The organism is Streptomyces sp. NBC_00122, assembly GCF_045160845.1.
Lineage (GTDB): Bacteria > Actinomycetota > Actinomycetes > Streptomycetales > Streptomycetaceae > Streptomyces.
On record NZ_CP108191.1, the window covers coordinates 63,270 to 83,762 of the forward strand.

Annotated in this window: 23 protein-coding genes; 9 read left to right on the plus strand and 14 right to left on the minus strand. The window is 72.2% G+C overall.

The genetic code is table 11. From position 1 onward, the window contains the following. Positions 1–288: 288 nt before the first annotated feature. Together OG737_RS00270 and OG737_RS00275 are read right to left on the minus strand one after the other, a co-directional pair. On the minus strand, positions 289–603 hold the full coding sequence (locus tag OG737_RS00270; protein WP_405680476.1) for a DUF6221 family protein: 315 nt from the start codon (positions 601–603) through the stop codon (positions 289–291). Between the two features lie 99 nt (positions 604–702). Then, on the minus strand, positions 703–1,437 hold the full coding sequence (locus tag OG737_RS00275; RefSeq protein ID WP_328924080.1) for an SDR family oxidoreductase: 735 nt from the start codon (positions 1,435–1,437) through the stop codon (positions 703–705). Positions 1,438–1,564: 127 nt separating this feature from the next. Between OG737_RS00275 and OG737_RS00280 the strand changes: the two genes are divergently transcribed. The 6 genes from OG737_RS00280 to OG737_RS00305 all read left to right on the plus strand — a co-directional run bounded on the left by OG737_RS00280 (position 1,565) and on the right by OG737_RS00305 (position 8,044). After that, positions 1,565–2,155, plus strand: coding sequence for a helix-turn-helix domain-containing protein (locus OG737_RS00280; RefSeq protein WP_328924081.1), 591 nt, complete (start codon positions 1,565–1,567; stop codon positions 2,153–2,155). A gap of 129 nt (positions 2,156–2,284) precedes the next feature. After that, positions 2,285–3,490: a sensor histidine kinase gene (locus tag OG737_RS00285; RefSeq protein WP_328924082.1), complete on the plus strand. Its 1,206-nt coding sequence runs from the start codon at positions 2,285–2,287 to the stop codon at positions 3,488–3,490. Next, on the plus strand, positions 3,487–4,152 hold the full coding sequence (locus OG737_RS00290) for a response regulator transcription factor (RefSeq protein WP_328924083.1): 666 nt from the start codon (positions 3,487–3,489) through the stop codon (positions 4,150–4,152). Before OG737_RS00285 ends, OG737_RS00290 begins: the two co-directional genes overlap by 4 nt. Before the next feature lie 228 nt (positions 4,153–4,380). Beyond that, the gene (locus OG737_RS00295; protein ID WP_328924084.1) at positions 4,381–4,671 is read left to right on the plus strand and encodes an SHOCT domain-containing protein; all 291 of its coding nucleotides are present in this window, start codon (positions 4,381–4,383) and stop codon (positions 4,669–4,671) included. Continuing rightward, positions 4,668–5,477, plus strand: coding sequence for an ABC transporter ATP-binding protein (locus tag OG737_RS00300; protein WP_328924085.1), 810 nt, complete (start codon positions 4,668–4,670; stop codon positions 5,475–5,477). Before OG737_RS00295 ends, OG737_RS00300 begins: the two co-directional genes overlap by 4 nt. Next, positions 5,474–8,044: an FtsX-like permease family protein gene (locus OG737_RS00305; protein WP_328924086.1), complete on the plus strand. Its 2,571-nt coding sequence runs from the start codon at positions 5,474–5,476 to the stop codon at positions 8,042–8,044. The genes OG737_RS00300 and OG737_RS00305 overlap by 4 nt, the downstream gene beginning before the upstream one ends. Positions 8,045–8,320: 276 nt before the next feature. On the opposite strand, the gene OG737_RS00310 is transcribed toward OG737_RS00305, so the two are convergent. Next, entirely contained in the window at positions 8,321–8,569 is a 249-nt protein-coding gene (locus OG737_RS00310; RefSeq protein WP_328924087.1) for a hypothetical protein, read from the minus strand. A 48-nt stretch (positions 8,570–8,617) separates the two neighbouring features. Then, the gene (locus OG737_RS00315) at positions 8,618–9,106 is read right to left on the minus strand and encodes a hypothetical protein (RefSeq protein ID WP_328924088.1); all 489 of its coding nucleotides are present in this window, start codon (positions 9,104–9,106) and stop codon (positions 8,618–8,620) included. 263 nt (positions 9,107–9,369) lie between these two features. On the opposite strand from OG737_RS00315, the gene OG737_RS00320 reads away from it, so the two are divergent. Further along, complete coding sequence (locus OG737_RS00320) at positions 9,370–10,185, plus strand: serine protease (RefSeq protein WP_328924089.1); 816 nt, start codon at positions 9,370–9,372, stop codon at positions 10,183–10,185. A gap of 176 nt (positions 10,186–10,361) precedes the next feature. Continuing rightward, a complete protein-coding gene (locus OG737_RS00325) occupies positions 10,362–10,736 on the plus strand; it encodes a toxin Doc (protein WP_328924090.1) in 375 nt (124 codons plus the stop codon). Between the two features lie 34 nt (positions 10,737–10,770). Here the strand turns inward: OG737_RS00325 and OG737_RS00330 are convergent, their stop codons facing one another. From OG737_RS00330 to OG737_RS00375, 10 genes are all read right to left on the minus strand, one after another. Further along, on the minus strand, positions 10,771–11,157 hold the full coding sequence (locus OG737_RS00330) for a hypothetical protein (RefSeq protein WP_328930157.1): 387 nt from the start codon (positions 11,155–11,157) through the stop codon (positions 10,771–10,773). A 322-nt stretch (positions 11,158–11,479) separates the two neighbouring features. Continuing rightward, positions 11,480–12,397: a MurR/RpiR family transcriptional regulator gene (locus tag OG737_RS00335; protein ID WP_328924091.1), complete on the minus strand. Its 918-nt coding sequence runs from the start codon at positions 12,395–12,397 to the stop codon at positions 11,480–11,482. A 64-nt stretch (positions 12,398–12,461) separates the two neighbouring features. After that, positions 12,462–13,094, minus strand: coding sequence for an NAD(P)H-dependent oxidoreductase (locus OG737_RS00340; protein WP_328930158.1), 633 nt, complete (start codon positions 13,092–13,094; stop codon positions 12,462–12,464). A gap of 189 nt (positions 13,095–13,283) precedes the next feature. After that, positions 13,284–13,616, minus strand: coding sequence for a TcmI family type II polyketide cyclase (locus OG737_RS00345; protein ID WP_328924092.1), 333 nt, complete (start codon positions 13,614–13,616; stop codon positions 13,284–13,286). Positions 13,617–13,648: 32 nt separating this feature from the next. Then, positions 13,649–14,128, minus strand: coding sequence for an SRPBCC family protein (locus tag OG737_RS00350; protein WP_328924093.1), 480 nt, complete (start codon positions 14,126–14,128; stop codon positions 13,649–13,651). A gap of 1 nt (position 14,129) precedes the next feature. Then, positions 14,130–14,384, minus strand: a complete 255-nt coding sequence (locus OG737_RS00355; protein WP_328924094.1) for an acyl carrier protein — start codon at positions 14,382–14,384, stop codon at positions 14,130–14,132. A 42-nt stretch (positions 14,385–14,426) separates the two neighbouring features. After that, on the minus strand, positions 14,427–15,668 hold the full coding sequence (locus OG737_RS00360) for a beta-ketoacyl synthase N-terminal-like domain-containing protein (protein WP_328924095.1): 1,242 nt from the start codon (positions 15,666–15,668) through the stop codon (positions 14,427–14,429). Then, positions 15,665–16,936: a beta-ketoacyl-[acyl-carrier-protein] synthase family protein gene (locus OG737_RS00365; protein WP_328924096.1), complete on the minus strand. Its 1,272-nt coding sequence runs from the start codon at positions 16,934–16,936 to the stop codon at positions 15,665–15,667. Before OG737_RS00365 ends, OG737_RS00360 begins: the two co-directional genes overlap by 4 nt. After that, positions 16,933–17,376, minus strand: a complete 444-nt coding sequence (locus OG737_RS00370; RefSeq protein WP_328924097.1) for a cupin domain-containing protein — start codon at positions 17,374–17,376, stop codon at positions 16,933–16,935. The genes OG737_RS00365 and OG737_RS00370 overlap by 4 nt, the downstream gene beginning before the upstream one ends. Before the next feature lie 83 nt (positions 17,377–17,459). Next, entirely contained in the window at positions 17,460–18,557 is a 1,098-nt protein-coding gene (locus OG737_RS00375; RefSeq protein ID WP_328924098.1) for a SchA/CurD-like domain-containing protein, read from the minus strand. Between the two features lie 275 nt (positions 18,558–18,832). Between OG737_RS00375 and OG737_RS00380 the strand changes: the two genes are divergently transcribed. After that, positions 18,833–20,464, plus strand: a complete 1,632-nt coding sequence (locus tag OG737_RS00380; protein WP_328924099.1) for an FAD-dependent monooxygenase — start codon at positions 18,833–18,835, stop codon at positions 20,462–20,464. Positions 20,465–20,493: the final 29 nt, after the last annotated feature.

The window sequence follows — 20,493 nt, forward strand, 5'->3', positions numbered from 1 at the left end:
GTGCAACCTAGCCTGATCGGCCGCCCTCCACCACCGGCGGGCCGGGCGGCTCGCAGTCCTGGTCAGGGCGGTCGGCTTCGGCGCCACCGCGAAGGGCTGCCGGCGCTCAAGGCGTTCAGGGCCTTGTCGGAGTTGATGGGCTGCAAGAAGGCCGACCCGGCCCACATCGACACCGGTCTGCCGGGGTGGACACCGGCTCACCAGCCGTCGCCCTCCGCAGGACTGACGGCTCGTGAGCCGCGTCGGTCCGCGTCGGCGTGCGACCGAGATCCTGTCCTTGAAGGTCGCTTACGGGCGCCATTCCCGGCGGTATGCGGGGTGCGTGGCGTACGACTGTGCGAGGACGCAGCAGGTGTCCAGATGAGGATGGCGGCAAGGTGGAGTGGGGCCTGGTACGCGATCGCGAGTTTGCCGCATCGTGTGGCCAGGCCGCGCCAGCTCGAGGGGGTTGATGCACCGCTCGACGGCGTTCCGCTGCTTGTACGCCTCGGCACCGAAGCCGGGCGGACGGCCTCTAATCGGTCTCGGGGAAGTGGGGTGCGTTTCCGCGTCGTCCGGTGCGGTGCATCGCAAGGCGGAGCAGTGCCCTTGTACTGGACGCACTCGGGTACTGCGACAACGCGGCGAGGCGCCGTGCCTGGGGGCACCTCCCAGCGGTAGCTGGGGGAGGCGCGGGGACGTGCCCCGCTTCCCCGAGGCCGCTTAGTTCTGTGCTGTGGGGCGGACGACGATGTCGCCCACGTCGACACCGGCCGGCTGCTCGATGGCGAAGGCGATGGCGCGGGCGATGGCGTCCGGCGGAATCGCGATCTCGCCCATGCTGTCGAGGATATGGGCCTTCATCTCCGGAGCCATGGAATCCGTGAATTCCGTGCGCGTGGCACCTGGCGAGACGACCGTGACGCGCAGGCTGCCGCCGGCTTCCTGGCGCAGGCCCTCGGAGATGGTGCGGACCGCGTTCTTGGTCCCGGCGTACACCGCCTGGAGCGGCACGATGCGCAGCCCGGCCGTGGAGACCGTGTTCACGAAGTGCCCGAAGCCCTGCTCCCGGAAGACGGGCAGCGCTGCGGCGATTCCGTACAGGACTCCTTTGAGGTTGACGTCGATCATCTCCTCCCAGTCCTCGACGCGCAGGTCGTCCAGCGGGGAGATCAGACCGACCCCGGCATTGCTGACGAGGACATCGATCTTGCCGTACCGGTCGCAGGCCAGCCCGACCAAACCGGTCAGGTCCTCCCGGCGCTTCACGTCCGTGCGTGCATAGACGGCCTGGCCGCCGGCCTTCTCGATGCGGGCGGCGAGCGCCTCAAGACGCTCCGGCCGACGTGCACCGAGCACCACCTTCGCCCCCCGCTCGGCCAGCAGCAGCGCAGTCGCCTCGCCGATCCCGCTGCTGGCTCCCGTGATCACAACGACCTTGCCTTCGATTCCCGACACCAGATCCTCCGAAAGTGGAATGAGCGCAGCGCACCAACTAGAGTGAAAGTGGAGGCTCCGCCGGTTAGTTCCACCGTAAGTGGACGCGCCTCCACTTCGCAACTGGGGATGAGGGAGCGAGCCGTCGATGGCACGGGATACGGAACGCCCGCTGAGGGCTGACGCACAGCGCAACCGGGACAAGATCCTGGCCGCCGCGGTGCGTGTGTTCGCCGAAGAGGGACTGGAGGCCCACTTCGAACGCATCGCCAGGGAGGCGGGGGTGGGAACCGGCACGCTCTACCGCAACTTCCCGACGCGGGAGATCCTGATCGAGGCGGCCTACCGCAATGAGGTGGCGCGGCTGTGCGATGCCGTCCCCGACCTCTTGGCGACGATGCCGCCGCGTGAGGCCCTGCGCGCCTGGATGGGTCGTTTCATCGACTACGCCACCGCCAAACTCGGCATGGCCGACGCCCTGCGCGCCGTCGTCGCCTCGGGAGCCGACCCCTACGGCCACAGCCGCGACATGATCCAGACCGCCATCTCCACCCTCATGGCAGCCGGTACCGCTGCCGGCGCCCTGCGCTCCGACATCCGCCCCACCGACGTGTTCGCCGCCCTCGCCGGCATCGCCCTCACTTCGGCGAAGCCCGAGCAACGAGACCAGGCCGAACGGCTTCTCGACCTCACCCTGGACGGGCTGAAACCCGCACCGCCACAGCTCCCCGAAAGCTGACGGTACGAAGTCCTCGCCGACCTGACCCCGGCGGCGGGCCTTGGCCCCGGCCCTACTACCTGGGGAGTACGCCGCGAACGCTACGCCAGGGTGACGCGGGTGACGGCCGGTCCGCACTAGCGTGGCCGTATGGAAGAGCAGCGCGAGCGCCCCGGGCCTCCCTGGCGGTGGTGGGTGGAGCGGACCGGCCGGGGGCCGGGCTGGCGCTCCGCGCTGCTCGTCGCCGTCTTCGCGCAGGCCGGCTCCAGCTGGGCCGCTCAGGCGCAGACCGGTCGGGTACCGCTGGACGCGTTCGCGCGGTTCCTGCTGCTGCTCGGGCCCGCGCTGCTGCTGGTGCGCCACCGCTATCCGGTGGCCGTCGTGTACGGGGTCAGCGCCGTCACCCTCGTGTACATCGGCGCCGGGTATCCGTACGGCCCGGTCTTCGTCAGCCTCGTGCTGGCCTGCTTCAACGCGGTCTGCACCGGTCACCGAAGAGCCGCCTGGGGAGCCGTCGGGCTGCTCTGGGCCGGGCACCTGCTCATCGGCCACTGGCTGTACCGGTGGTTTCCGCCCGCCGGGGACGGGCCGGCGCCCTGGGGGCAGGAACTGGGCATCACCGCGTGGGTGCTGGCGATGCTCGCGGTCTCCGAGCTGGTCCGCGTACGCCGGGAGCAGTGGGCCCGCGACCGGGCCGAGCGGGCGGCGGCCGAGCTCCGCCGGGTGGACGAGGAGCGGCTGCGCATCGCCCGCGAGCTCCACGACGTCCTCGCCCACAGCATCTCGGTGATCAACGTCCAGGCCGGCGTCGGGCTGGCCCTGCTCGACACGGACCCCGAACAGGCCCGTACGGCTCTGACCACCATCAAGGGCGCCAGCAAGGAGGCACTGGGCGAGGTCCGGCAGGTCCTCGACACGCTGCGTACCCCCGGTGACGCGCCGCGCACCCCCGCGCCCGGTCTCGACCGGCTCCCCGAACTCGTCGAGCAGGCCTCGGCGGCCGGGCTCGCCGTGGCCGTGGCCCCGGAAGGGAAGGCGCGGGCTCTGCCCCCGGGTGCCGACCTCGCCGCCTTCCGCATCGTGCAGGAGGCGCTGACCAACGTGGTGCGGCACTCCGGTTCACGCACCGCCCGTGTCCGCCTCGTCTGGCGGCCGGACGCGCTGGAGCTGCGCGTGGACGACGACGGCCCGGCCACCGCAGGCGGCGCGGGCGGCAGTGGAAACGGTCTCGTCGGAATGCGCGAGCGGGCCGCGGCGCTGGGTGGCACGATCGAGGCCGGCCCGCGCCCCGACGGGGGCTTCCGGGTGGTGGCGAGGCTGCCGCTGGGACCCGTCACGTCCAAGGAGGATCCGTGATCCGCGTACTGCTCGCCGACGACCAGCTTCTCGTGCGGGCCGGGTTCCGGGCACTGCTCGACGCGCAGTCCGACATCGAGGTGGCGGGTGAGGCGGCCGACGGCGACGAGGCGGTGCGGCTGGTGCGGGAGCTGCGCCCCGACGTCGTGCTCATGGACATCCGGATGCCGGTGCTCGACGGGCTGGCCGCCACCCGCCTGATCACCGGGGACGGGGAGTTCGCCGCGGTCAAGGTCGTCATGCTCACCACCTTCGAGCTCGACGAGTACGTCTTCGAGGCGATCCGGTCCGGTGCCTCGGGTTTCCTGGTCAAGGACACCGAGCCGGAGGAACTGCTGCGCGCGGTCCGGGCGGTGGTGGAGGGCGACGCGCTGCTGTCCCCGGGAGTGACCCGCCGTCTCATCGCGGAGTTCGCGGCCCGTTCGAAGCAGCCCGCCACCGCCGCGGAGCTGGGGCGGCTGACGGAGCGGGAGCGGGAGGTGATGGCGCTGGTCGGCATGGGCCTGTCCAACGAGGAGATCGCCCGCCGCCTGGTCGTCAGCCCGCTCACCGCGAAGACCCACGTCAGCCGGGCGATGGTCAAGCTCGGCGCCCGGGACCGGGCCCAACTGGTGGTCCTGGCCTACGAGTCCGGGCTGGTCAGGCCCGGCTGGCTCGGCTGACCCGCCCTCCCGCACACTAACCTCCCCCACACCGCGCTCCCGCACACCGCGCTCCCCACACCGCGCTCCGCACACCGCGCCCGCGCCGCCCCCGCGGCCGTGCGCCCGGCCCCGTACTCCCGGTGAAGTACGGACGGTGCAGCCGGCCGTACGACGACCCGCACCCCCTCCCGGAGCCAGTCTCGTCAGTGAGACGAAACGTCCACGCTTCCGAGGAGCTGAACCGAGATGAACACCCTCACCACCCTCGCGTACGACGGGCCCGGCCCATGGATCCTGTTCTTCCCGCTGATCTGGGCGGCGGTCGTGTTCGGCGCCGTGACCGTACTGCGCCGCACCGTGTGGCGCGGGCGCCGCGGGCCGTGGCAGGCCCGCGGGGCGGCGTACGGCGAGCAGTCGCCGATCGCGGTCCTGGGCCGGCGCTTCGCGTCCGGGGAGATCGACGAGGACGAGTACTGGCGGCGGCTTTCCGTGCTGGACGAGCAGTTCGGCCCCGCCTCCAAGGGCGGTGCGGCATGAGCACCGTCAGCGCCCTGCCGGGCGGCGGCGCAGGAGTCGCCGCCGCCCGGGTCGTCAACGCCCGGAAGGTCTACGGCCGGGGCGACACCGAGGTCCGCGCCCTGGACGGGGTGAGCGTCGACTTCCCGGCCGGCCGCTTCACCGCGATCATGGGGCCGTCCGGTTCCGGCAAGTCCACCCTCATGCACTGCGCCGCCGGCCTCGACACGCTCACCTCCGGATCCGCCTTCATCGGCGGCACGGAGCTGGGAGCACTCGACGACCGCGGGCTCACCCTGCTGCGCCGCGAGCGCGTCGGCTTCGTCTTCCAGGCCTTCAACCTGGTCTCCACCCTCACGGTCGCCGAGAACATCACCCTCCCGCAGGACCTCGCGGGAACCCGCGCCGACGGCGCGTGGCTCGACAGCCTCATCGACATCGTCAGCCTGCGCGACCGGCTGCACCACCGGCCCTCCGAACTGTCCGGCGGCCAGCAGCAGCGGGTCGCCGTCGCGCGTGCCCTCGCCGGCAGCCCCGACGTCGTCTTCGCCGACGAGCCGACCGGGAACCTCGACTCCCGCTCGGGCGAAGAAATGCTGGGGCTGCTCGGCCGCGCGGTGCGCGAGATGGGCCGCACGGTCGTGATGGTCACCCACGACCCGGTGGCCGCCGCCCACGCGGACGAGGTCGTCTTCCTCGCCGACGGGCGGCTGGTCGACCGGATGGCGGCCCCGACCGCCGAGCGGGTCCTGGACCGGCTCAAGGCCTTCGATACCCGGTCCCCGAAAGCCGCTTCGGCCCTCGCTCCGTCGGGGGCGGAGTCATGAGCGCCGCCCGTACCACCCTGCGGCTCAGCACCGCTTCGCTGCACGCCCACAAACGGCGCTTCGCCGGGACGTTCACGGCCGTGCTGCTCGGCGTCGCCTTCTTCACCGGGACCCTCGTCATGGGCGACACCCTCCGCGCGAGCTTCGACAGCATGTTCGCGGGCGCGGCGAGCGGGACCGACGCGGTCGTCCGCAGCTCCCGCGTCGTCACCGTCCCGGGCCAGGCCCAGGGCAGCCGGCAGCCCGTGCCCGCGGACCTCGCCGAGCGGATCCGGCGTACGCCGGGGGTGGCCGCGGCGGAGCCGGAGATCAAGGGCGCGGGACAGCTCGTCGGCGCGAACGGCGAACCGATCGGCGGCCAGGGACCGCCCACGCTCGCGGGCAACTGGATCACGGACCCGCGGCTCAACCCGTACCGGCTCGCGGAAGGCCGCCCCCCTCAGGCCTCCGGCGAGGTCGTCGTGAACCGGAGCACCGCCGCCAAGGGCGGGCTGAAGATCGGCGACACGACGGTGCTGCGCACGCCCGACCCGGTCCGGGTGACCGTCGTCGGGCTGGCCACCTTCGGCGGCGCCGACGGCATGGCACAGGTGACGTACACGGGGATGACCCGGGCGGACGCGGAGAAGTACCTGACCTCCGGGCCGGGCCAGGCGGCCTCCATCCAGGTGCGGGCCGGCCCGGGCACCAGCCAGCGGGAGCTCGTGGCCGCGCTGGCCCCGGTGCTGCCGCAGGGCGTCGAGGCGATCACCGGCCAGGAGTCGGCCCAGGAGAACACCGACATGATCTCGGGCCAGTTCCTGTCCCTGTTCACCACCCTCCTCCTCGTCTTCTCGGGCATCGCCCTGCTCGTCGCGACCTTCAGCATCCACAACACCTTCGCGATCGTGGTCGCCCAACGCACCCGCGAAAACGCCCTGTTGCGTGCGCTCGGCGCCTCCCGCCGCCAGGTCGTCGGCGGGACCCTGGCCGAGGCCGCGGTCGTCGCCGTCCTCGCCTCGGCGGCCGGACTGCTCGGCGGCATCGGGATCGCCGCCGGGCTCCAGGCCCTGTTCCCGGCCATCGGATTCCGGTTCCCCGAAGGGGACTTGGTGATCAGCGGCCTGTCGATGCTGCTGCCCCTCACGGTGGGTGTCGCCGTCTGCCTCGGCTCCGCGCTGCTGCCGGCCGTACGGGCAGGACGTACCGCTCCGCTGGCGGCGCTGCGCGAGAACTCCGTGGACGACTCGGGGGCGTCGCGGGCCAGGACGGCCGTCGGCGCCGGGCTGGGCGCGGCCGGCCTCGGGGTGATCCTGACCGGGGCGCTGGCCGTACCGTCGCTGTGGCTGTCCGGGGCGGGTGCGGTGCTGCTGACGGCCTCGTTCGTCGTCCTGGGTCCGGTCGCGTCCTCGTCCGCCGTACGGATCCTCGCGCGCCCGCTGGCCCGGCTGCGCGGGGTGACGGGCGCCCTGGCCGGGCGCAACGCGCGGCGCAGTCCCAAGCGGACGGCGTCGACCGCGACCGCGCTGATGATCGGCGTCGCCGTCGTCTCGCTGTTCACCGTCGTCGGGGCGTCCCTGAGGGAAACGATGGACCGGACCGTGTCGCGGTCCTTCGCCGGTGACGTGGCCATCAGCGCACCCGCGTTCGGGGCCGGCGGCAGCGGCCTCAGCCCGGCGCTGGCACCGGCGGTCGCCGCGCTGCCCGAGGTGGCGAGCGCGGTCGGCCTCGGCAAGGGGGTCGCGGAGGTCGACGGCTTCGGCCGCGCGCTGACGGTCACCGATCCGGCCGCCCTCGCCGTAGGCCTCGACCTCGGGGCCGTCGAGGGCCGGCTCGACTCGCTCGGCGCGGACGGGATCGCCGTGGCCGGCAAGGAGGCCGACCGGCACGGCTGGCGGACGGGCAGCTCGCTGGAACTCGCCTTCGCCGACGGGCAGAAGCAGCGCTTCACGGTCCGCGCGGTGTACGGGCGCTCGGAGCTCGCCGGCGACTACGTCATCACGCGGGCGGCCTGGGCCCCGCACCGGGCGCAAGACTCGGACACGCTGGTGGCCGTCACCTTCAAGGACGGGGTGCCGGTGGCGGACGGGACGGCGGCGGTCGAGCGGACCGCGGAGCGGTTCGGCAGCCCCGAGGTGCAGACGCGCGAGGCGTACGCGCAGTCCTCGGCGGGCGGCATCGACATGATGCTCACCCTCGTCTACGCGCTGCTCGCCCTCGCCGTGCTGATCGCACTGCTGGGCATCGCCAACACGCTCACCCTCGCGGTGTACGAGCGCACCCGCGAGCTGGGCCTGCTGCGGGCGGTCGGCCAGAGCGGGGCGCAGCTGCGGGCCATGGTCCGCTGGGAGTCGGTCCTGGTCGCGGCGTTCGGCACGGCCGGGGGCCTGGCGCTGGGCGGCGTCCTCGGGTGGGTCCTGGTGAAGGCCTCGGACGGGACGAGCGACAGCGCGTTCGCCTTTGCCGTCCCACCGCTGCAACTCGGCGTCGTCGCGCTGGTCGGTGTCGCGGCGGGCGTCCTGGCGGGCTGGCGCCCGGCCCGGCGGGCGGCGCGCCTGGACATCCTGCGTGCCATCGCCGCCGAGTAGCCCGGCCTGCGCCTTCGCGTCCGGTCATCGGCATTGACCGAAGGGGGGACCCTTGACCGTGCTCCCGCGCGGGAACGCCGCCGGATCGTTGCCCTCGTGGCGCGGCGGGCCCGTTTCCTGGACGGTCGGCGGCAGCCAGGGCGGCCGCGGATGCCCTGACCGCCGGGGGCGGAGGCGCGTCGATCCGGCCCGTCGCGGCGTCGGCCGAGCCGGCGGGTGGGTCACGGTCCCGCCCGCGCGGGCACGTGTCGGCGCCGGCCGGGCCGGCCGCGGCCGTCACGGCAGGTCGTCGGTCGGCGGGTCCGCCGTGTATACGTGGGGCGTGTCGGAGTCCCACTCCAGCAGCTCCGCTCCGCCGAGGACCACCTCGTCGGGGTCGGGCATGCCGGCCCGCCGCAGGAACTCGATGACGTCCTCGTCCGAGCGGGCCACGCCGAGGGACTCCTCGCGGCTCGCGGTCCGCAGCGTCACCTGCCGGCCTCCCGACGGGAAGATCCGGTGCACGACGACCGGTGCATGATGCATACCACCAGCGTCGCCCCGGCGGCGGAACCCGGCACCCCGGGGGACCCGCTAGGGCGTACCGGTCGTGGCCGGGCCCGGGATGCGGAACGTCGACGGGTCCGGGTAGGTCGCGGCCTCGGCGCGGACGACCCCCTCGATCTCCTCCTTGAAGGCGGGCTCGAAGAGTTCGACGGCCAGCAGCAGCTCCAGCCCGCGCAGGGTCGGGTCGAGCAGCGGGCGGGCCATGCGGGAGCCGCCGCCGGAGAGGCCCGTGAAGCCCGTCCGGGTGGTCGCCGTCCGCCCGCCCAGCCGGTCCTCCAGGCCCGCGGTCGCGTATCCGGCGAGCAGGGCCAGTTCGGTGAGGAACCTGCGGGTCCCGAGGACCATCTCCTCGGCTCCCTGGAGCGTCTGGACGGCGCCGCCCGCGACCTTGGGGTCGTCGGTCCTCTTGACGCCGCGCGCCTCGTACACGGCGAGCGCCTCCTCGAAGAGCCGTCCCGCCTCGTCGACCGCCTTCATCGCCGCCACCAGCTGGTCGATGTCGATCTCGCGCTCCACGCTGCCTCCTGGTCCGGAACTGTGCTGCACAGACCGTAGGAGGCAAAGCCTCGGCTACGGAACACCCGTGCCGAAGGGTGATCGCGCCGTCACCGGACCGTCACCACACCCGACACCGGGGCGCGTGCCGCCGAACCCCGGCTCCTCCCCCGGACCGGATCCCAACCCCCCACGCCCTCTTGCGGGTTGACCCTCGGATACCAACAATGCGCATGACAACCGAAGGATCTTCGGTTGCATCGTCCTCTGAGGGGAACCCCCACATGAACAAGCCTCTCGCCGGCGCCTTATTCTCCCTGCTCCTCGTGGGAGCGGCGGGCGCCCCCGCCGTGGCCGCACCGGCCGTCGCGGTCACCTTCGCGGGAACGGTCGCGCTCAGCAACTGCTCCGGCTCCGTCGTCCGCGCACCCGGCTCCCAGCCGAACGACCCCGCCCTCGTCCTGTCCAACGGTCACTGTCTGGAGACCGGCTTCCCCGCGGCCGGCGAGGTCATCAAGGACCAGCCGTCCTCCCGCTCCTTCTCCCTCCTCAACGCGTCGGGCTCCAAGGCCGGGACGCTGCGCGCCAGCAAGGTCGCGTACGCGACCATGACCGACACCGACGTGTCCGTCTACCAGCTGACCAAGACGTACGCCCAGATCCAGAGCCAGTACGGCATCACGGCGCTGACCCTCAACGACGTCCGCCCCACGCAGGGCTCGGCCATCAAGGTCGTCTCCGGCTACTGGAAGCGGACCTACAGCTGCAACGTCGACGGCTTCGCCTACCGCCTCAAGGAGGGCGCCTGGACCTGGAAGGACTCCGTCCGCTACACCTCGTCCTGCAACACCATCGGCGGCACCTCCGGTTCACCGGTGATCGACACGACGACTGGCAAGGTCGTCGCCGTCAACAACACGGGCAACGAGGACGGCGGCCGCTGCACGGACAACAACCCGTGCGAGGTCGACGAGAACGGCAACGTGACGGTCCGCCAGGGCATCAACTACGCGCAGGAGACGTACACCATCGTCCCCTGCATAGCCCCGGGCAACAAGATCGACCTGAACCGCCCCGGCTGCACGCTCCCCAAGCCGTAGCCGCCGTGCCGTAACCTCCGTGCCGTAACCTCCGGGCCACAGCCGCCGGACCCGCACACCGGCCCGTGGATCGCGCGCCGCCCGGCTCCCCCGAGCCGGGCGGCGTCGGGGCACGTGCGACCTCGCGCTTCGCGAACAGCCCCCCGCCCGGAGCCCGGACGGGGATACTCGGACGCGTGGAACTGCACATCGATCACCGCTGGCTGCTGGAGCGGCAGGAGTCACTGTTCAAGGACGTGGCGGTGGCCGACCACTCCGCGCTGGTCGCCGCCGTCGCCCGGCACCGGGTGAACACGCCCAGCCTGGACGCGGACGACCCCGACGCCTACTGGCGCGCGGCCGCCCTCCTCGACGCGATCGTCCTGCTCCGCCCGCTTCCCGACTCGAACGAGTACTTCGGCTACGGGGTCGCCGTCGCCTACATCGAGGCGTCCGGCAAGGCGGTGGACGCCTCGTACGAGCAGTGGCGCGACCTCATCACGGACATCCGCACGCTCCGCGTCACCGTCTTCGACGTGGCCGCCCGCCTGCGCTCCTGGCAGTCAGCGTAGGACCGAGTGGAACCGTGGGACGCGTTCCGGCCGGTCAGCGCCTGCGCTGGGCGGGGGTGCCCACGAGGAGGGCGTCGGAGACGAGTCGCGCGCCGCGGGAAAGGCGTCCGAGCTGCTCCAGCTCCACGGCGTACATCCTGATCGTGTTCTCGATGACCGACTCGGCTATGCCCAGCATGGGCAGTTCGGCGCGGCTGGTCTGCAGGGCCGCCCGCACCGCGCGCATCTCGTGCTGGAGCTGGAGCTGGACGTGCCGGCCCAGCAGCGCGTGGTGACGGGTCAGCGTGAGGTAGCCGCCGTAACGGGCCGGAAGCAGATCCCGCAGCCAGCGTGTGGCCGAGCGTTCCCAGTCATGGGTGCCGGGGGCCTTGACCTGCATGGGCCAGTCCGGACTGCGCGTGATGGTGGCCGTCTGGGGCATTCTCGTCACTTCCGAGTGGTGTCGAACTCTGATCGAGATGGTGCGTGGGGGGCGGCCTCGGCCCAGGGGTTGACCGAGGCCGCCATGGGCGCTCAGCGGGATCCAAAGCCTTGACTCGACGGGCGGTCGCGACGTGAGGAGGTTCGTCGTGCCGCGCGTCCGTTCAGGAGGGGGTCCTCCTCCTTGGCATCTGGTGGATCCGGAGCGCCGCCGTCAGTAAACATATATACCGTCGAGTAAGCAAGCGCATGAAAAATTTCATGCACCTCGTTGGCTGAATATCCCCCTGGCCAGCAGCGCGAAAATCCGCCCCGATCGGCCCTTAGAGGAAGAATCCGTGCTGGTCGGCGACCTGCTCGTAATCCTCCAGGCGCGCCTGCGTGCGCTCGGGGTCCGCGTCGGCCATGGCCTGAAGCAGTGCGGCGGAGAGCATTCCGGGGGCCGCGTACGAGTCGAAGACGAGCCGCGATCCGGTCCCCGACGTCAGGGCCACGTCCGCCTCGTCCACGAGCGGCCCCAGGGTGGGATCGGTGATCAGGACGACCCGCAGCCCCGTGCTGCGGGCGGCCCGGATCGCGGCCAGGGTCTCCTTGGCGTGCCGCGGCATGGCGAAGGCGAGGACCCAGGTTCCGCCGGCCGCCTTGGACTGGAGCAGCGCGTCGTAGGCGACGCTGCCACCGCGGGTCACCAGGCGTACGTCGGGGTGGATGCGCCGGGCCGCGTAGGCGAAGTACTCGGCCAGGGACACCGAGATGCGCAGTCCGAGGACGGTCAGGGGCACCGACTTCGCCAGTTCGCGGCCGATGTCGAGCACCTGGTTGGTGTCGGCGAGCAGCCTGCGCACGTTCTCCAGGTTCTCGATCTCCGCGTCCACGGCCGCCTGCAGTTCGTTGCGGCGGATCTGCTCACGGGTGTCCGGGGACCCGGCCACCGCACTCAGGGCGATCGGCTGGAGCACGTCGCGCAGGGCGGGGTAGCCGCTGAATCCGAGGGAGGCGGCGAAGCGAGTCACGGAGGGCTGGCTGACGCCGACCCGTTCGGCGAGTTCGGTGATCGACAGGAACGCGGCCTCGGTGAGGTGGTCGATAAGGTACTGGGCGATCCGGCGCTGGCCGGGGGACAGTCGACGGCCGTCGAAGAGCGCGAGGAGCCGGTCGGCCGGGGGGCGGACCTCCTCCGGCGACTGGCCGCTCGGCTTGATCGCGGCCGCCTGCGCGCGTGCGTGCTGCCCCGATGACACCGGAGGGCCTCCTTCTCATGTCACTCGCGTTCAAACATAGCTCACGCCCTGTGGTCGTCGATGATCAGTCCTGGGCGCGGGCGGTCACCGGCGCGTCCGTGCGGTCGCCGAGGAACTCGTACCAGCGGCGCTGCAGGCACAGATAGCGGGTGTCCGCCTCGACCAGGTCGAGGAAGGAGCCGATCGTCGCGGTCAGCCGCTCGCCCAGGCCCGGGTCGGTGAGCGCGCCGTCCTCGCCGAAGGCCTGGTGGGCCATGGCGAGGCTGAACATGTCGGGGTAGACCCGCGCGCCGAGGTGCTCCAGCGGGACGCGCAGGGCCCACAGGCCCCGGTTGCCGCCGACCATCGACGGTGAGGCCGAGACCAGCAGGGACTGCTTGTCCTTGAAGGGCTGCGGGCGGACGCGGGAGACCCAGTCGACGGCGTTCTTCACCACGCCCGGAACGGAGGCGTTGTACTCGGGAGAGGCGATCACCAGCGCCTGCGCCGCCTCGATCCGCTCGCGCAGTGCCAGCGCGCCCTTCGGCGGTCCTTCGTCGGCCTCCACGTCGCCGTCGTACGGCGGCATGGGGAAGTCTCCGAGCGTCGCGAGGTCCGCCACGGCCCCTGCCCCGGTCACCAGACGGGCGACGAGGGAGGCCAGGCGGGTGTTGACCGAGCCGGTGCGGGAGGACCCGGACAGCACGAGCACGCGCAGGGAGGTACGGGCGGGCCCGGCGCCGTCGTGGGGGTGGGCCGGATCCACCGGGAAGTGGTCCTGGTCGGTCGGGTTCATGGCCGTCTCCTGCTCTCGGGTCCCCGGACCCCGGACGGGCCCGGGACGGGTGGGCCGCGCGCGGCGGGACCCGCACACACCGGTGTGCGGGTCCCGTCCGGGCCGCTCGGGTCACTTCGCGGCGGGGTTCTCCCAGCGGTAGAACTCGTGGGCCATCGCGTCCTTCGGACTGCGCCACGTGTCCGGGTTGTGCGGGCTGATGTAGGCGGTGAGCCGCTCGCTGAGCTGCCGGAACTCCGGGTGTTCGGTGACCTGCGCGATCGCGGGGCCCGGCGGCCGGTCCGCCTCGATCAGGTGCATGTACACGTCGCCGAACTGGAACAGGCTGCGACGCGTGACGCCGACCAGGTGCGGCAGTTCACCCGCGTCCGAGCCGGCGAACAGCTCGGCGATGTCGGGGGCCGATCCCGGCGCCATGCGGGCGACGATGAGGGCGCGGTGCATCCGGTGGTGCTCCTTTCGTTTCGGGGACGGCGTCAGATGCGGCTGACTGCGGGGGCGTGGTTCTCCCGCTCGCGCTGCTCGATCTTGTCCCGGATGAGCGCCATCTGGATGGGCGAGTTGCGGTTGATGTTGTCGGTCATCCACGCGTCGTCCACCGGCGCGTCCGGCTTCATCGCGAAGTCCTGCGTCCACTTCATCCGGGTGCCGCCCGGCACCGCGAAGTACTGCCAGTGGATGTCCATGTGCGCGAACGGGCCGGTCTCCACGCGCCGCGCCCGGACGGAGAGGCCCTTGCGGTCCACGGTCCGCTCCGAGACCCAGCTCCACACCTTGCCGTTCTCGTCGGGGTGCATGGTCAGGCGGAAGCGGGTGGTGTCCCCCTTCTGCTCCAGGATCTCCAGCGAGGCGTACTCGCTGAACAGGTGCGGCCAGTTGGGGAGGTCGTTGGTCATCTCCCACACGACGTCCACGGGCGCGTTGACGGTGATCTCGTTCTCGGTGTGTCCCGGCATGTCAGGCTCCTGTCATGAGGCTGTTGTTGACGAGGTCGAGGAATTCCCCGGGGGTCTTGCAGCGTTCGGCGTCGGTGGGCAGTGCCCGGCCGCGCCGGTTCTCCAGCTCGCCGACGATGCCCAGCAGGCCCAGCGAGTCCAGGCCGTAGTCGTCGAAGGCGGAGTCGGGGCGACGCGCCATCTCGGCGGGGTCGACGGTGATGCCGGCGGTCTTCATCAGGGCCGCCAGCTCCTCCAGGGTCAGTCGGTCGGACATGTGGCTTCTCTCTTCTTCCTACGAGGGGACGGGGGTCCTGTTTCACGACCTGGGCACGGCCGGGCCCTTGCGCAGGACGAGCGCGGAGTTCGAGCCCATCCGGCCGCGGCTCAGCACGAGCGCGGTGCGCAGGTCCGCGGAGCGGGCGGTGCCCGTCACCACGTCGAGGTCGTGGCAGACGTCGAAGACGTTCGGGGTCGGCGGCACGATGCCGTGCTGCAGTGCCAGGGCCGCCGCGGCGGTGTCCAGGGCGGGCGCCGCGCAGTACGCCCTGCCCGTACCGGTCTTCGGCGCCGTGACCGGCACCTTGCGCCCGTGTCCGCCGAGGGCGGCGGCGATGGCCGCCGCCTCGGCGGCGTCGGCCGCCGGCGTCCCGAGGGCGTCGGCGAAGACCACGTCGATCTCCTCGGGGGCGCAGCCGGCCTCCCGGAGCGCGCCCCGGATCGCGTGGGCCAGTCCTTCGCCCGCCACGTCCGGCCGTCGGGTCCCGCTGAAGGTGGCGGCGTGGCCGGCCAGTTCGGCTCGTACGGTGGCGCCCCTGCGCAGGGCCGCGGTCTCGTCCTCGACGAGGAACATCGCGCCGCCCTCGGCGGGGACGTACCCGCAGGCCCTGGCGGTGAACGGCCGGTAGGCCCGCTCGGGCTCGTCCTGGGTGCTGAGCCCCTCGTACTCCAGCTGGCAGACGATGGAGTACGGGGCGAGGGGCGCCTCCGTGGCCCCGACGAGCATCGCCCGGCTGCCCTGGCGGATCGCCCTGGCGGCGTGCGCGAAGGCGTCCAGACCGCCCGCCTCGTCGCTGGCGACGACCCCGCACGGGCCCTTGAGGCCGCGGCGGATGGAGATCTGGCCGGTGCTCGCGGCGTAGAACCAGGCGATGGACTGGTACGGGCCCACGTAGCGGGGACCCTGGTCCCAGAGCCGTTGCAGCTCGCGCTGGCCGAACTCGCCGCCGCCGGACCCGGCCGCCGTGACCACGCCCACCGAGTAGGGGTCCGCCTCGTAGTCGGCCCGGCCCAGGCGGGCGTCCTCCAGGGCCAGGTCGGCCGCGGCGAGGGCGTGGTGGGTGAAGCGGTCGGTCTGGACGAGGAAACGGTCCTCGACCATCGCGCCGGGGTCGAAGCCCCGTACCTCGCCGGCGACGCGCAGCGGGAGGTGCTCGCACCCCGCCCGGGTGACGCGGTCCAGCACGCTGAGCCCGGACTGGGTCGCCTTCCAGAAGGCGTCGGCGCCGACGCCGTTGGGCGCGACGACCCCGATGCCCGTGATGACCGTACGGGTGGTCACGAGACCTCCTCCTCCGACCGGGTCATGACGACGGCGGACTGGAATCCGCCGAAGCCGCTGCCGACCGAGAGCACGTTGCGCAGCTTGCGGCCGCGTGCCGTGCGGGGCACGTAGTCCAGGTCGCACTCGGGGTCCGGCGTCTCGTAGTTCGCCGTCGGCGGTACCACCTGGTGGGTCATGGCGAGCACGCAGGCCGCCAGTTCTATCGCCCCGATGGCGCCGAGGGAGTGACCGACCATCGACTTGATGGAGGTCATCGGCGTCTTGTAGGCGTGGTCGCCCAGGACCCGCTTGACGGCCGCCGTCTCGTGGCGGTCGTTCTGCTTGGTGCCGGATCCGTGCGCGTTGACGTAGTCGACGTCGGACGGGGATATCCGGGCCTGGTCCAGGGCGGTTTGGATGGCCCGGGCCATCTCCAGTCCTTCGGCGGTCAGCCCGGTCATGTGGTGGGCGTTGCCGAAGGTGGCGTAGCCACCGATCTCGCAGTAGACGGTCGCACCGCGGGCGCGGGCGTGTTCCAGCTCTTCGAGTACGAGGACGGCTCCGCCCTCGCCGAGGACGAATCCGTCCCGGTCGGCGTCGAACGGCCGGGACGCGTGGGCCGGGTCGTCGTTGTTCGGCGAGGTCGCCTTGATGGCGTCGAAGCAGGCCACGGTGATCGGCGATATGGGCGAGTCCGAGGCCCCGGCGATGCACACGTCCATCCGGCCCTCCGCGATGGAGTGGACGGCGTACCCGACGGCGTCCAGTCCCGAGGTGCAGCCGGTGGACACGGTCTGCACCGGGCCGCGCGCGCCCGTCTGCTCCGCGACCGCGGAGGCGAGCGTGGCGGGCGTGAACGCCCGGTGCAGGTGGGGCCCGGCGAACTTCTCGTCCACGTCCCACCAGGCACCGTTCTGGCTCACGGCTACGTAGTCGTGCTCCAGGCGGGTGGTCCCGCCGACGGCGGTGCCGAGTGAGACGCCGGTGCGCCAGGCGTCGTCGGAGGTGAGGTCGAGTCCGGCGTCGAGCAGGGCTTCTCGGGCGGCGACGAGGGCGAACTGGATGTACCGGTCCGCCCGCGCCGCCTCGCTGTCGTCGAGGCCGTGCGCGGCGGGGTCGAAGTCGACCTCCGCGGCTATCCGGGAGCGGAAGCCGTCCGGGTCGAAAAGGGTGATGCCGCGGGTCGCCGTACGGCCCTTGGACAGCAGGTCCCAGAAGGCGGAGACGCCGATCCCACCGGGCGCGACGACGCCGACTCCGGTGACCGCCACCCGGCGGCGGGTCACGAGACCGCTCCCGTGCGGTCCGGGGGCTGCTCCCAGGCGGTGCCCTCCGGGTGCGGGGCTTCCTCGGTGTCGACGTGGCCCAGTTCGGGGCGCGGGGCGAGCGGGCCGAGGTGGAAGACCATGCGGGCCTCTGTGTCGCCGACGTTGCGGAACCGGTGGCGCATGTTGAGCGGGACCAGCAGTCCCTGGTCGGTGCGCAGCGGGTGGGCCTCGCCGTCGAGGTCGACCTCCAGCCGGCCGGCGACCACGTACACGAACTCCTCGGAGTACGGGTGGTAGTGCTCGGCGATGGACTCCCCGGGGGCCATGATCGCCATGCCCATGAAGCCGCTGGTGGAACCCACCGAGGTCGGGGTGAGCACGGCCCTCAGGTCGCCACCGCGCCGGCGGTTGGGCGGCGTCTCGCTGAGGTCGACGATGCGTGGACGCTGTCTGGTCATGGCGGGGTCCTCCTGGCGTATGGGGAGCCTGAACGGGCTGGGGTGGGGGCGGGGATGGGCGGGATGGGTGGGCGGGGCGAGGGTCAGGACTGCGCGGGCGCCCGGCGGTCGGTGATCAGGTTCATGGTGTGGCGAGCGGCGCGGGTCCGCTTGCCGGCGGGGACCGTCAGGCGGTCCAGTACGGCGGCCTTGCGCGCGCCGCGCACCCCGAGGACGGCCTCGGGATCGGCGTCGAGCGGGCCGCGCACGTCGATGAGGCGGACCACGATGTCGTCGCGCTGGAAGATGCTGCTGCTCCGTACGGGGCTGTCCGCCAGGTTCGCGGCGGCCTCGTCCTGGAGGGCGAGGAAGCGGGCAAGTACTTGTCCGCAGCCGGGCTTGGCCGGGTAGAACAGCGCGTGGCGCGTGACGTCGGCGGCGTCCGGTTCCCCGGCCTCGATGTGGTGGACGGCGGGGAGCGCGGCCCGCATGAAGAACATCCGGGCGGACTCGGGGTCGTTCAGGTTCCGGTCCTGCTCCAGGTAGGGGTTGATGGCCTCTTCGACGGCGCGCACCTCGGGCTGCTCGGAGACGTGCCGCAGGGCCGCCATCAGGTCGCCCTTGACCTCGACCGTACGGACGACGCGGTTGCCGTGCATGAAGAGGGACGTGCGGCAGAGCCGCGTGTGGTCGTCGACGCGGGCGGCCGGGGAGGCGTAGCTGGACAGGATGGAGGCGACCTCCTTCACACTGCCCGGCTTGACGGTGAAGGTGAGGGCGTGGCGGACGATGCCGGCGCCGAGGCGGGGCACCGGCTGCAGCCGGGCGGTCGCCGGGCGGGAGGCCTGGTCGTAGCCGCGGCCGGTCTCGCGCAGGACGGTGAACTTGAGCGGTCGCATGGCGCGGGCGCAGGCACCGAGCGGCTTGACCTGCTCGGCGTGGTGCTCGCTGTTGACCCATGCGAGGTACTGCGTCGCGCTCTCCCACTCGCTGGTGATGAGCCACTGCGAGGGGTTCTCGAAGGACTGGCACAGCTGGTCGCTGATGTGGCCCGGGACCGACGCGATGTCGCTGCGGAGCTTTTCGTACGCCTCGAAGAACCGCTGCTGGGTCCCCTCGTGGAGGTCCATCAAAAGGACGACCCGGATCATGGAGCCGTCGAAGGCTGACTGCGACACCCGATCGGACTGGGTGGTTGTCATCTACTCACTCCTTCATGAGGGGGTGGAGATCCATCGCGTACGGACCCCTCGTCCGTCACCGGTGGCGTCCGCCCGGGCCGGCGGCCGTCTCGGTCGGGAACGGCAGGCCGGCGCATCTCAGGGGGAGCCGCTGTCGCTCATCGTCATCCGGGTGGGGACGTACCGCTACATGTCCGGATCAAGCGGGTGACAAGGGGCGAATCAACCGGGCCTGATCGAGGATCGGGGGCATAAAGAGTGCACTCCCCCACACAGAAAACAGGAGCCCGCAGCTGATGGAAGACAACGCCGATGTTCGCGTACCGGTTCTCGTCGTGGGCGGCTCCCTCGTGGGCCTGTCCGCCTCGCTTTTCCTGAGCCGCCACGGAGTGAGGCACCTTCTGGTCGAGAAGCACTCCGACACCTCCGCGCACCCGCGCGGCCGCGGGATCAACGCCCGGACCATGGAGCTCTTCCGTACGGCGGGGGCGGAACCGGCGATCCGCCGGGCGGCGTCCGCGCTGGAGGGCGTTCAGGGCATTCTGCAGGCCCGGTCGCTGATCGGCGGCGACCACACGTGGCTGGTCAAGTCCGTCGACCCGTCGGGGGCACTGCGCAAGTTCAGCCCGACCGGCTGGTGCCTGTGCAGCCAGAACAACATCGAGCCGGTGCTGGCGGCGCAGAGCCGCGCGCAGGGCGCCGAGATCCGGTTCTCCTCGGAGCTGATGACCTTCGACCAGGACGCGACGGGGGTGAGCGCGGTGGTGAAGGACCACCGGACGGGCGAGCACCACACCGTGCGCGCCGACTTCGTGATCGCCGCGGACGGACCGCGCAGCCCCGTGCGGGAGCAGCTGCGGATTCCGCAGACGGGCAACGGCGAGCTGTTCCACAACGTGAGCGTCACCTTCCGCTCGGAGCGGCTCGCCGAGGTGCTGGGCGATCTGCGCTTCATCGTCTGCTACCTGATGCGCGAAGGCGCGGACGGGGCGCTGCTGCCGGTGGACAACGCGACGCAGTGGGTCTTCCACGCGCCCTGGCACCCCGATCGGGGCGAGACGCTGGAGGACTTCACCGACGAGCGGTGCGTGGAGCAGATCCGCAACGCGATCGGTGTCCCCGACCTGGATGTGGAGATCGGCGGCAAGGCTCCCTGGCACGCGGCCGAACGGGTGGCGACGCGGTATTCGTCCGGCCGGGTGTTCCTGGCCGGGGACGCGGCCCACGAGATGTCCCCGACCGGAGCCTTCGGCTCGAACACCGGCATCCAGGACGCGCACAACCTGGCGTGGAAGATCGCCGCGGTGCTGGACGGGTCGGCGGGCATCGGGCTCCTCGACACCTACGAGGCGGAGCGGCTGCCGGTGGCCAAGGCCACGAGCGAACGGGCCTCGGCCCGTTCGGCGGAGCACAGCCACCCGGGGTACGCGCCGCCGCCCACCATGGGCGGCGGACCGGGCAGCGGGGTCCTGACCACGGCGATGGGCTACTGCTACCCGCGCGGCGCGCTCATCGGCGGCGATCCGCAGCGCCCGGTCATCCCCGAGGCGCTGCGCCTGATGGGTGACACCGGCACCCGGGCACCGCACATGTGGCTGGCCAGGGGCCGGGAGCGGATCTCGACGCTGGACCTGTACGAGCGCTCGTTCGTGCTGCTCAGCGGCGTGGGGACGCCGTGGCAGAAGGCAGCGGAGAAGGTGGCCGAGCAGCTGCCCGCGCGGCTGGACGCCTACACCATCGGCTCGGGACCGGACGCCGACCTGATCCAGGAGACGGGCGCCGACTGGGCCGAGGTCCACGGGATGGAGGCCGGGGGCGCGGTTCTCGTGCGCCCGGACGGATTCGTGGCCTGGCGCTCGGAGGGCGCCGTGGCCGATCCCCGGGCGACCCTGCTCGAGGTCCTCTCCACGGTGCTGCGGCGGAGGTGACCACTTCACCCTCCCGTCCGCCGACCGTG